This window comes from Cyclobacterium sp. SOCE241 (genome assembly GCF_056867545.1).
Map to the genome: position 1 here is coordinate 3442741 of NZ_CP149779.1, position 13205 is coordinate 3455945.

The 13205-nt window shown below is 37.7% G+C and carries 8 protein-coding genes and 3 pseudogenes; all 11 read left to right on the top strand.

The genetic code is table 11. The features are described 5' to 3' along the window. Positions 1–101 precede the first annotated feature (101 nt). The 11 genes and pseudogenes from WG932_RS17140 to WG932_RS17190 all read left to right on the top strand — a co-directional run bounded on the left by WG932_RS17140 (position 102) and on the right by WG932_RS17190 (position 13166). Positions 102–1232: an FG-GAP repeat domain-containing protein gene (locus tag WG932_RS17140; protein WP_149392093.1), complete on the top strand. Its 1131-nt coding sequence runs from the start codon at positions 102–104 to the stop codon at positions 1230–1232. 170 nt (positions 1233–1402) lie between these two features. Then, complete coding sequence (locus WG932_RS17145; protein ID WP_483084783.1) at positions 1403–2980, top strand: calcineurin-like phosphoesterase C-terminal domain-containing protein; 1578 nt, start codon at positions 1403–1405, stop codon at positions 2978–2980. A gap of 256 nt (positions 2981–3236) precedes the next feature. Then, on the top strand, positions 3237–3746 hold the full coding sequence (locus WG932_RS17150) for a cupin domain-containing protein (protein ID WP_483084784.1): 510 nt from the start codon (positions 3237–3239) through the stop codon (positions 3744–3746). 204 nt (positions 3747–3950) lie between these two features. After that, on the top strand, positions 3951–4418 hold the full coding sequence (locus WG932_RS17155) for a sulfatase-like hydrolase/transferase (protein WP_483084785.1): 468 nt from the start codon (positions 3951–3953) through the stop codon (positions 4416–4418). A gap of 56 nt (positions 4419–4474) precedes the next feature. Next, positions 4475–5491, top strand: coding sequence for a sulfatase-like hydrolase/transferase (locus WG932_RS17160; RefSeq protein WP_483084786.1), 1017 nt, complete (start codon positions 4475–4477; stop codon positions 5489–5491). A 519-nt stretch (positions 5492–6010) separates the two neighbouring features. Continuing rightward, positions 6011–6857: pseudogene (gene ku / locus WG932_RS17165) on the top strand (non-homologous end joining protein Ku). Next, positions 6785–9150: pseudogene (gene ligD / locus WG932_RS17170) on the top strand (DNA ligase D). Before ku ends, ligD begins: the two co-directional pseudogenes overlap by 73 nt. A 353-nt stretch (positions 9151–9503) precedes the next feature. Then, positions 9504–10027, top strand: a pseudogene (locus WG932_RS17175) (DJ-1/PfpI family protein). 586 nt (positions 10028–10613) lie between these two features. After that, entirely contained in the window at positions 10614–11612 is a 999-nt protein-coding gene (locus WG932_RS17180) for a bestrophin family protein (protein ID WP_483084787.1), read from the top strand. Positions 11613–12054: 442 nt separating this feature from the next. After that, a complete protein-coding gene (locus WG932_RS17185; RefSeq protein WP_483084788.1) occupies positions 12055–12312 on the top strand; it encodes a hypothetical protein in 258 nt (85 codons plus the stop codon). A gap of 224 nt (positions 12313–12536) precedes the next feature. After that, the gene (locus WG932_RS17190) at positions 12537–13166 is read left to right on the top strand and encodes a helix-turn-helix domain-containing protein (RefSeq protein ID WP_483084789.1); all 630 of its coding nucleotides are present in this window, start codon (positions 12537–12539) and stop codon (positions 13164–13166) included. The last annotated feature ends 39 nt before the right edge of the window (positions 13167–13205 follow it).

Sequence of the window (13205 nt, forward strand, 5' to 3'; positions counted from 1 at the left end):
AATAACCCCATTAGCTTGTCGGATAAATTGAGAACTACAATAATCAAATAATACTGGACAGTACAGGATAGTTCTGACAGATAAACTACTATCTTTAAAACATGAATCTAAGCCTTAATATCGCATTAATAGTGGCAGGATTGACCAATGATCCCAAGCCTATAACCTTTGAAAAGCAAATCATTGCTATGGAAACTGCTGAGTCAGCAGGTGTCTTTGATGTAGATGCAGATGGTCATCCGGATATTGTCTCCGGCAGCTATTGGTACAAAGGTCCTGAGTTTTCCAAGCGACAGTTGATCGGACAAGTAAAGCGCGTCAGTGAATACTTTGATGATTTTTCTACCATTCCCATGGATGTAAATGGTGATGGAAAGACTGACTACGTTACAGGCGGATGGTTCGGAAAGACGCTGTACTGGGTAGAAAACCCCGGAAGCAATAAAGAATGGGCCGTGCACGAAATCACCAATCCCGGTAACGTAGAGACCACAAGAGCCTGGGATGTAGACAACGATGGCCACTTGGACATTGTTCCGAATACTCCCAATCAACCGCTTGCTTATTATACTTTAAATCGGGATGCAAATGGGAAAGGTACCGGTGAATTTGAAAAACATTCGGTAACTGAAAAACACGGTCATGGCCTAGGTTTTGGAGATATCAATGGAGATGGTAGAGGAGACTTTATAATACCAGAAGGTTGGCTAGAGGCTCCTCAAGACTTAGAAAATGGCAGGTGGACGTTACACGAGACTTTTCAATTGGGCACTGCCAGCGTCCCCATCATAGTAACTGACGTAAACAGCAATGGCTTAAACGACCTAATTGTGGGGCAAGGACACGACTATGGATTGCATTGGTATGAACAGGTTAAAGAAGGAGATACAATTTCCTTTATTAAACACCCCATTGACCCTTTTCAGTCTCAATACCATACGATGGAATGGATAGACATAGACAATGATGGAGAAATGGAACTGGTAACTGGTAAACGCTACCGCGCACACAATGGCAATGATCCCGGAGGAAATGATTTTATGGGGTTGTATTATTTTAAGTGGAACGGGGAATCTTTTACTAAAAACGTGATAAGCTATGGCCCTTTTGGAGAAGGCAAAGGAGCCGGCCTTTATTTTTCTGTCGCGGACTTAAATGGCAATGGAATGATGGACATTGTTGTAGCTGGAAAAGATGGCTTGGTGGTGTTCCACAATAAAGGAAGTCGCTAAATACATACATTCAATTTAACCAAGCTGTTAATACTTCGGATTCTAAATTAACTTATAAATAATAAGCAGCACTGATCCTTGCTTGAAGCTTTCTTTATCTTTGGTTTTCATTTCGGAGAGACAATGACTAGATTATTTTTCTCCTTGGCATATAAAACTAATCCTCATTCATGAAAAAACTAATCTGCTTTTGTTGGGCACTAAGTCTCAGTTTTAGCCTTCTGGCACAAAACACCGTCACGGGCTACATCTATGAAGACAGCAATCAAAATGGTAAAAAGGAACGCAGAGAAAAGGGCATTCCTGAAGTGGCTGTCAGCAACGGAAAAGAGGTAGTACTGACTGATAAAAAAGGAAAGTATACTTTACCTATAGGAATCGATAATATCATTTTTGTTATCAAACCAAGTGGCTATAAAGTGCCTGTTGGTGAAAATCAATTACCTGAATTTTATTATATCCACAAACCAGAAGGCTCTCCCGAACTTCAATACAAGGGTTCTGAGCCAACCGGAAAGCTGCCAAAATCAGTGAACTTTGCACTGCATAAAACCGAAGAGCCGGATAATTTTACTGCAATGATCTTTGGTGATCCACAGCCATATAATAAAACGGAATTGGATCAATTTGCTAAAGGTGTAGTAGACAAAGCCAAGGAAGAAAGCAATATTAGTTTTGGTATTAGCCTTGGTGATTTGGCAGGAGATGACTTGGATTTACACCCTCCTTATGTGGAAATTTTAAAACAAACTAGATGGCACTGGTACAATGTAATGGGTAACCATGACATGAATTATGACGCTAAGATAGATGAGCATTCTGACGAATCCTTTGAAAGGGTCTTTGGCCCTGCCACTTATTCTTTTAACCAAGGAAATGCGCACTTCATTATTTTAGATGATATTTTATATCCAGACCCTAGGGATGATAAAGGTTATTGGGGTGGATTTACACAAACCCAGTTGGACTTTATAGAAAACAACCTGAAGCACGTAGACAAAGACAAATTAATTGTACTGTCTTTTCACATTCCCTTCCTCCATATCAATGAAAATGGATTCAGGAACAGTGACCGACAAAAGATTTTTGATCTACTGAAGGATTACCAAAATGTATTGGCCCTATCAGCACATACCCATTTGCAACGCCATAATTTTTATACGGAAGAAGATGGCTGGGAAGGCAGTACTCCTTTTCACGAATACAATGCAGGCACCACTTCAGGTGATTGGTACTCCGGGAAAATAAACGATGATGGCGTTCCCATTTCAACCATGAGAGATGGTACTCCCAAAGGATACGCCCTACTTCATATTGAAGGAAATCAATATAAAATAGATTATCAGGTAATTGGAGCACCAAAAGAACACCAAATAAAGATTTTCAACCCCAAAGTTGTCGCCAATAACCGTGGTTCCGGCTCAGGCATTTTTGCCAACTTCTATATGGGAGACAAAAATGATAAGGTAGAGTATCGAATAGACAATGGCCCTTGGAAAAAAATGAATTGGGTAGAGGCACCTGATCCTTCCTATGTAGCCTCCGTAATGGAATGGGACCTGATGGATAAATTAGAGCCCGGAAGAAGACCTTCCAACCCTGTGAATGTTACCCACCTTTGGAAAGGAAGCATAGACACTAAACTGCCGGTAGGCAAACATACCATCACCGTTAGAGCCACAGATATGTTTGGCCGGACTTTTACTGAGACCAGCGAATATACCGTTGCTGAACCGGTGGCTTATTGATCCACCAAATAGGTGAAACTTTTGAATAGGTGGCTAAAGTATTGAGCGTTTAACTTCTGATACTTTAGCCACCTTTTATGTTTTACACCAGCTCCAAATCACCAATTGAGCGTAAATAATTTATTCATGGGTTGAAAACGCTGACCGGAAACCCTTTAAATTCAAAAAGTTGTAACGCATATAAAATTTATAATCAACGAATCTTTCTAAGAAAACACGGCTAAATAAGCAATTAAAAATTTCAGTATATTTATGAATGCATGAAAATTCAATCCATAAAATAATTGAGGTATTAGGTTTGGCCCCTCACCCTGAGGGAGGATATTATAAAGAAACTTATAGAAGTACCGATGAAATCCTACAAGACTGTTTACCGGATGATTACAAAGGCAATAGAAATTATTCAACCTGTATCTATTTTTTACTGACTTCAGACGATTTTTCCGCATTCCACAGGATTAAACAAGATGAGATTTGGCATTTTTACGATGGATCTCCTCTAAGATTACATTCAATCTCTGCATCCGGCCTTCATGAAACTCATATTATTGGTAGAAATATCAAAAATGGTGAACGGCCCCAACTCATTGTTCCCGGGGGTCATTGGTTTGGCGCGGAAGTTATCGAGAAAGATACTTATAGCTTAGTAGGCTGCACTGTTTCACCCGGATTTAGTTTTAATGATTTTGAGCTAAAAAGCAGTGTAGAACTTAGCTTATTATTTCCACATTGTAAAAAAATAATCGAAAGGTTGACGCATTATTAAAAATCTGCATTTAAATTAATGGTTGAATCGAAATCTCCCTCTTTACGATTTCCCCAAAATACTCCAACCGGGCATTAAAAGTTCCTTACACTATTAAAATTCAGACCCGGAGAAATCATTTCATATCAAATTCACCTACAGAATTAATGAAAGTTTTCATCATTTATAGATTAATACAAACAAAAGAAAACCACTAATGCACCTATGAAAAGTTTAAATCGAAAAATTCATTTAACTCTTTTTTCAATTGGCTTGTTGCTTCTCAGTAATTGTAGCCCACCACTGCAACAACCTGAAGAGAAACCCAACATCCTTTTTATTGCGGTAGATGATATGAATGACTGGGCAGGCTTTTTGTCCGGCCATACCGGTATGAAAATCCATACCCCAAATATTGACCGTCTTGCAGCTTCCTCCATGATCTTCACCAATGCACATACTCCTGCACCGGCTTGTGCACCAACGCGAGCAGCAATCCTGACAGGAGTTCACCATGCACGATCTGGAGCTCAGAACGTGTACTGGGGAGACGGTCCATTATGGCGAAAATTTGAAGCCCTTAAGGAAGTGACAACCTTAGAAAAATTCTTTAAAAACAATGGCTATAAAACCCTAGGGGCAGGTAAAATATATCACAGTCAGGCTCCCCCTGGTCGCCAACAAGCCAGGTAGAACCCGAAAACTGGGATTATTATTACCCCAGCCCATACATTTCTCACCCTTACCAAATGAGAGCACCTGAAGATGTTATCTACCCTGAGGGTGTAGACAATGAAAACCGCCCGGGAGGAGGAGCTAATAGTTGGTGGACCTGGGGAGCTATTCCTGCCTCAGATGAAAAAATGGCAGATTACCATGTAGCAGATTGGGGAAGTTATCAACTAAGTTTAAAACATGCCAAGCCTTTCTTCCTGGCCGTAGGAATGTGGAAACCCCATGATCCATGGGAGGTACCTCAAAAGTATTTCGACATGTATCCACTAGAGGACATTGTATTACCGGAACGAAAAAAAGATGATTTAGAAGATTCCTTCGATCATGGAAGAAGATGGATCATGAAATGGGTATTGGAAAATAAACAGTGGGAGAAAATCATTCAGTCTTATGCCGCTTCCATCACTTTTTCTGATGCTATGGTTGGAAGGCTACTCGATGCCTTTGAAAACTCTGAATATGCGGACAATACCATCGTTGTTTTGTGGTCTGACCATGGCATGCATATGGGAGAGAAAGACAATATTGAAAAATTCACCTTGTTTGAAAGGTCAACCAGAGTACCATTTTTAATAGCGGTACCCGGAATGTCTCTTGCAGGCGAAAGGTATGACCACCCTGTAAGTTTAATGGACTTGTACCCTACCCTTGTAGACCTAGCCGGTTTTGAAAAACCTGCTCATCTGGATGGAAATAGTTTGGTACCACAACTGAAAGACCCAAGTATAACTTCCGATCCTGTTATTTCAAGCTATAAATTCAAGTCTATTGAAGGTCATGCAGTAAGGAGCATGAGGTACAGGTATATTTATTACCCTGAAATTAATTTGGAAGAACTCTATGACCATGAAACCGATCCTAATGAATGGGACAATATCGCCTACAAAAGTGGAAACAAAAACATCATTGCCGATCACAGAAAAGTCTTGCTGGAAATGCTCCCGGAATTGACCTGGAAAGAAGGAGCACCTGAAGGTTATTCCATAGATGAGGAAGGTAATGTAAAAAAAGATGACTTTGAATCGTTTTAAGCAAATTTTATTAAGTAATCTTTGCCATGCTTTTTAAGGAAACGTTACTATAAACACTAAGGGCAGTTTTCACTTGCTTGCACCAATACTGCCCTTAGTGTTATTTCCAAACACCTTTCACAAATTTTATTATTAATCTAAGCCATTGCTAAATAATTCAAGGATGCCAGAGCGACTAATAATTTTGGCAGTATTGTTGCGTAATTGTAATAATTACGTCAACGTCGAGTCTTAAATAATATTCCCGGCTTTGGGGATGAACAATGGATTTAGATAATAGGAATATATAGCCTTCTATAGCTAGAAACAAGCTTTTTGAATTAAGCTAGGAATGATATAAGCCTACCTTATCAATTTAGAAAAGGCTGCATTCGCAGTAATCACAACCATTGAAAGGTTTTCATCCAAACAGCAGATTTAAGAAACGAAGTGACCTATTTCGGTTTTTAAACCCAGCAAATTATGAAATCTATATGGAATGGCACTGTTAGCTTTGGTCTTGTCTCAATCCCAATAAAAATGTATTCCGCATCAGAAGGGCGTACTCTTGATTTAGATATGCTTGACAAACATGATCATGCACGTATAAGGTACAAGCGGGTTAATGAAAATACAGGAAAGGAAGTAGCCTATAAAGACATAGTAAAAGGCTATAAAAAAGACGATGCCTATGTGATTTTAGAAAAAGAAGACTTTGAAAATGCCAACCTAAAAAAGCAAAACCATCGACATAGAGGAATTTGTAGAGGAAACTGAGGTGGCGGATATGCTTTTTAAGAACCCATATTACCTCGAACCGCAAAAAGAGGGAGGTAAAGCTTATAATTTATTAAGAGATGCACTAAAGAAAACCGGAAAACTAGGCGTGGCAACCTTCGTTATGCGACAAAAAGAGAATCTTTCTCTTATAGGTGTTTACAAGAATGTCATTGTTTTGCACGTCATTCGTTTTGCTGAGGAAATCCGAGACACCAAGGAAATTAAAATACCAAAATCTAAAACCTCCGAAAAGGAAATTTCCATGGCAGAATCCCTTATTGAAAACTATACAGCAAAATTTGAATTCGAGAAATACAAAGATGTTTATAATGAGCAACTATTGAAAACCATTGAATCCAAGTCTTCAGGAAAAAAAGTCAAGGTTGAAAAAGTGGAAAGTGAACCAACTGCTGCCAAAGATTTAATGGCAAAACTTAAAGCAAGTCTTGAGAAAAGAAAAAAATGGCCTCCTAAATGGGACTCAAAGCATACCGTGATAAGCGAAGCTTTAATGACACATCTGAACCTAAAGGTGTGGTTGAAAACACCCATCAATTCAGGTTTGTTGTGCAAAGGCACCGTGCCCGAAAGTTGCATTATGACCTGAGACTGGAAATCGATGGAGTCCTCAAGAGCTGGGCAGTACCTAAAGGGCCTTCCATGAATCCCCGAGACAAACGACTGGCTGTACAAACGGAAGATCATCCGGTTGCATATTTGAGTTTTGAAGGTCTTATTCCAAAGGGCAACTATGGTGCGGGAAAAATGACCATATGGGATGAAGGAAATTTCCAAAGCCTACAGCAACCAAACGATCTCTGTAAAGACCATAAAAAAGGAAAACTGAAAATCATTTTTCACGGCAGTAAACTAAAAGGGATTTTTACTTTGGTTCGGTCTTCCTCAATGAATAAAAAAGACCAATGGTTGCTCATTAAACATGACGATGCCTTTGCTACCGACCTGGATTACGACGCAGAAGATTTTAATGAGGAAGCCTTTTCTTCGGGGCCAGGTGAGAATTCGAAAAAGCTGGATTTAAAATCGCTAATAAAACCCATGTTAGCCTCGCCAGGCACTAAAATTTTTAATGACAAAGACTGGATATACGAATTAAAATATGATGGTTATCGTGCAATAGCTAATATCCGGAACGACAAGGTGGAGCTCTATTCCCGCAATGGAATTTCTCTCAATGAAAAATTTCAACCTATTTATAAGGAGCTTAAAAAAATTGAGCATACCGCAATCCTAGATGGTGAAATAGTGGTGCTGGACAAAAATGGTCTTCCTCAGTTTAATTCCCTTCAAAATTATGACAAACAATCAACCAAAGGAAGATTGGTTTATTATGTATTCGATCTACTCCATTTAAACGATCACGATACCTTGGGACTTCCCTCATCGACCGTAAGCAATTGTTAAAAGATTTGATTCCGGAAAACACTCATTTACGCTATTGCGATCATGTCGAAACCATGGGAATTACGGTTTACGACCGAGCCATTGATATGGGTATGGAAGGTGTAATCGCCAAAAAAGCCAATTCTACATATGACCTAAACTCCCGCTCTGCCAACTGGTTAAAGTTTAAAAAGATTGAAAACACAGAAACGATTATATGTGGCTACACGCTTTCGAATAAAAAATCACGAAAGTTTGGCTCATTAATTCTAGGAATGGTTGAAGAGGGTCAACTGACTTATGTTGGAACTTGTGGTACGGGTTTTTCAGAAGAGCAGCTGACAGAAATGTATTTTAAATTTGAAGTCCTTAAAACTAAAAATCCGGTATTCAATATACGCAAGCACCTTAAAGGACGTGAAGCAGTGTGGTTGATCCCTAAACTGATTTGTGAAGTAAAATTTTCAGAGTGGACTTCTTCTAAAGTAATGCGACATCCTGTTTTTTTAAGGTTAAGGGAGGATAAAAATTTGAATTTTGAACCAAATCAAATTCCCTTAAAAAAAACAGCTTCTAAAAAGACAGGCGAGGATGCCTTTTCATTAGAAGTGGATGATATCATGGTATCTATCACTCATCCGGAAAAGAGCTATTGGCCGGAATCGGGTTATACCAAATACGACTTGTTGGATTATTACATTCAAATGTCCGACTTGATTTTACCTTACCTGAAGGATCGTCCGGAAAGTTTACACAGGCATCCCAGTGGCATTCACGGTGAATCTTTTTATCAAAAAGACCATGAACATTTACCTGAATGGATTGATACTCACGGCATCCATTCATCATCTTCAGATAAAGAAATCAATTATTTATTATGTCAGCAAAAAGCCACTTTATTATATTTAAATAATTTGGGATGCATTGAGTTACATCCCTGGCATTCTACTATCTATCAATTAGACTATCCTGACTATGCTATCCTTGACTTGGATCCTTCCGAAGAAAATACCTTTGAAGAGGTCATGGAAACTGCTTTGGCAACTAAAGAAGTACTTAAACAAGCAAATATCAAAGGATATTGTAAAACATCAGGTTCATCCGGTTTGCACATTTATCTTCCAATGGGAGGAAAATACACCTATGAGGAAGCAAGAAACTTCACCAAGCTACTCTGCTATTTCATACAAGAAAAACTTCCTAAGCTAACTACTCTGGAACGCTCACTTAAAAAGAGGGGACCCAAAATTTACCTGGATTATTTACAAAACCGCAAAGGACAAACCATCGTTGCTCCTTACAGTTTGAGGCCCAGGTTGCATGCCCCGGTATCCATGCCACTGCTGTGGTCCGAACTCAAACCCGGATTAAAGATCACCGATTTCACCATCAAAACCGTTCCAAAGTTAATGGAAGATAGAAAAGACAGTTTTAAACCAGTTCTAGGTAAAGCTATCGATATGAGCAGTGCCATAGCACACCTCAACAATTTATAAGACTCATAAATTATCGCCTTTTATGCATATCATGGCAAAGCTTTGCTTCTCGAGGATTGGCAAAATTCAACTTAGAATTTCACTTAAATAAGAAGCGTATGCCCATGATTTTATGGGTTTCAGAAAGCAATAAACAAAACCTTAAAATAGACAAATTGATGACTTAAAATTGTTAAACTTGTAGTGAAAAACATTCCCATTTTCTATTCAGTCAATATTGATTAAATTGGTTTTTAAATAGAAAATAAAATTATTCGCAGCAATTAGTATAGGTAAAATTTCAAATCAAAACGCTAAAAAAAATGAAGAAGGTATTATTTTTAACCGGAGACTTTACAGAGGATTATGAAACCATGGTCCCTTTCCAAATGCTTGAGATGGTAGGTTACACTGTCCATACGGTGTGCCCTGACAAGAAAAAGGGAGATATTGTTAAAACGGCCATTCATGATTTTGAAGGAGATCAGACTTACACGGAAAAGCCGGGGCATAATTTTGTCCTAAATTACAGCTTCGATGAGGTAAATGTAAGTGACTACGATGGTTTGGTAATTGCAGGTGGAAGGGCACCGGAATATTTGAGACTGAATGGTAAATTGATCGAAATGGTCAAACATTTTTTGAATCAGATAAGCCTGTAGCTGCCATCTGTCACGGTATTCAAATTTTGACTACAGCAGGTGTAATAAAAGGTAAAAAATTAACGGCATATCCTGCTGTAGGACCTGAGGTGACTTTAGCAGGCGGAGAATTCCAGGATATTCCTGCCGACCAAGCTTATGTTGATGGCAATTTAGTCACCTCACCAGCATGGCCGGGTCACCCAAGTTTTATCAGGGAATTTTTAAAAATAATGGGTACTAAGATTGAAATTTAATCCCTTCTACCAAAAAAGGTAAAGGCTGTGGTTAGGCCCTTACCTTTTTTGTTTTTTTATCTTACTCGCTTTTTCATCAATAATTGGTTTGATTGGGACTTTTTCATTTTCAGGATCAGAAAATTTTTCATATTTCCCCTCGGTGTTTTTGTCAATCTCCTCTTCAATTGGGAGACATTGCCTCAAGAGAGACCTAAGTTAAGGATGCCATTTAACCAGCTTCACTTTTTTAACATACTCAATAAACGAATGTCAGTAAACCCTATCTGAAAAACCGATTTGCACACTTCAACAAGTCTCTGTATATTGAATGATTCACCGACATTAATTACCTATTTTAAGGAAATTAATTTTAAATAGCAGTGCATCTTCCAACTTCGCGAAATTATAATTTGAATTTAAATATTTACTTTCACTGTATATAGTAAAGTATTTAAACAACAGATATGGCAGTTACTGAATTAATAATTGTTCAATTTATTTTTGGAATTGAAACATAATGGTGAATAATTTAGCAAAAACAATTACCTCTTCCTTTTAATAGAAACCCAATATGTTGGTAACAAAGAGCATAAGTTTTAGTAGAATGTTAAAATTATCTTGGCATCATATATTGTGGTTATCAATGTTGATGGGCCTGGTGGCATCTCTTTATCATTTTGATCTCATTAAAATTTATATTCCTTGGCTTCCGGTTTCTGTTATAGGCACTGCAGTTGCATTTTATGTAGGGTTTAAAAACAACCAAGCCTATGACCGGATGTGGGAAGCCCGTAAAATCTGGGGAGGGATTGTCAATGAAAGTAGATCATGGGGAATGATGGTAGATGGACTAATTACCAATTTCATTTCAAAACAACCTTTTGAGGAAGACATTAAGACAATCAAAAAGAGACTCATTTACCGCCATATTGCCTGGATGTATGCCCATAGAAGTCAATTGCTGATCCCTACTGAATGGGAGCATATCAGCCAATCGGGCTCTGTAGGAAGACAAGCCATTTATTTGAGGAAACAATTCGGAATAGGTTTGGTAGACGATGAAATAACCCGTACAGAACTGAAACAATTTTTACCCTCCGAGGAATACGAACGATTAATAAACAAAGCAAATACAGCCACCCAAATAATCAATGAACAATCCCGAGAATTAACTTCCCTAAGAGAGAAAGGAATTATTAATGATTTTCAGCACATGCAATTGGAAGGTATCCTGAGAAGTTTTTACACCTTACAGGGCAAAAATGAGCGCATCAAAAAATTTCCTTTACCAAGACAATACGCCAATATAAGTAGGTATTTTGTTGGGATTTTTATTATGCTACTCCCTTTTAGTATGATACCGGAGCTACTTAATTTAAGCAATTGGGGTGTTTGGCTTTCCATTCCGATCAGTGCTTTGATTGGCTGGGTATACGTAATGATGGAGATCACCGGGGATTATTCAGAAAACCCTTTTCAAGGCATGTCCAATGATATCCCAATGTTGTCCCTATGCCGAACGATAGAAATAGATTTAAGAGAAATGCTGGGAGAGACTGAGCTTCCTCCAGCCATTCAATCAAAAAATGGGGTACTCATGTAACCCTTAGGCAACAGGCATTCATCTCAAAATTTGAAACAAAATGAAGGTGTGCTATTTTTACTATTCACCTTTCTTAACCCTCCTATCCTATTGATTGTAAGCCATTAAAATTCACCAACACAGTAAAAATGTTAAAAATAATATTTAAATTGAATAGTGTAAATTACATTTAATGAGGTGATAGAAATAGGCAATTGGGTACATTCTCCTATTGGAGGCATTCATTTTTTAACCTCCATTATAGGCTTGTTAACAGGCGCTTACATATTACTTACAAAAAAGGCTCTTTACTACACAAGAGGGTTGGCTATGTATTCGCAATAGCTTTGCTATTGGTCAATATTTCTGCCTTATTTATCTATGATTTTAATGATGGATTCTTCAGTGTCTTTCATTACTTAATCCCGGTTTCTCTGCTTTTTTAATGTATGGAATGTACCCTATGCTTGTTAAACTCAAAAGCAAAAATCGCCTCCGCAGTCATATTATTGGAATGAATGGAGCGGCATTGGGATTATGGGCGGCAGGAGCTACCGAATACTTTGTCAGGGAATTTGCCTTTGGACTTAGCAAATCCCAATTGATTTGGTATTCCTTTATTATTTCAGTTCCATTCGCCATCTTAATAACAGTAAGTATTACCTATCACCTTAAAAAACTTTCCAAAAAGCATAGGGGATTAAATAATGGTAACCATTGACAGAAAGACAAGGTAAACCTAATTATCTCTCGATTAAAAACATCAATTCAATTAAGTTTAATAATTGCCAATAATTTAATACGGGCAGAACTGAAATAGGAAATTAATGGGTTTATGCTAAATACTATTATTTTTTAAGCCTTGGCTAAAGTTGACCTAAAGTAGGCACAGAGCTGACGCAATTAAATTGGCGAAATTCAGTTAGATTACGAGCAAAAATAAACATGAATGATCATTCCTATGCTTTCTCAAAAATCAAAGAATTAAGAACTCAGAAGAACCTAACCCAAGAAAAGCTATCCGAACTCTCAGGAATAAGCTTGAGAACCTTACAAAGAATTGAGAAAAATGAAGGTTCCCCAACAGCCGATAGTATTTCAAAATTGTCTTTGGCCCTTAAACAAGACATTACCGGGTTAGTTGAAAAAGATTTGGAAGACAATAAACAACAAATAAAAATATTGTTTTTGTCTGCATTATCGTTTTTGATTTTCCCTTTATTAGGTGCTATTGTCCCATCAATTATTTGGGTTTGGGAAAAAGATAAATTGAGAGAATTTGAGAACTCAATAAAATCACTGATTAATTTCCAAATAACCTGGGTTATTGTTTTTTCCCTTACTCCATTTTTTATAATCCCCATCATTTATTATCTGTTAAACGTGATTTTGACGGTGATCTATACCATTATAAGTGACAACCCCCTTCTTTACTTTAGGAATAGCGGTGACAGCCATTATTTTGTGTGGGCTATATTGTATATATTTAATGTATATGTAATTATTAGAAATACCTGGTTCCTTGATGAAAAGAGAAAGATCAATTTTTCCCCAAAAATACCATTTATTAAATAAGACAAATCTCCAATCCAGTATGTAGATTTAAGAATAAAC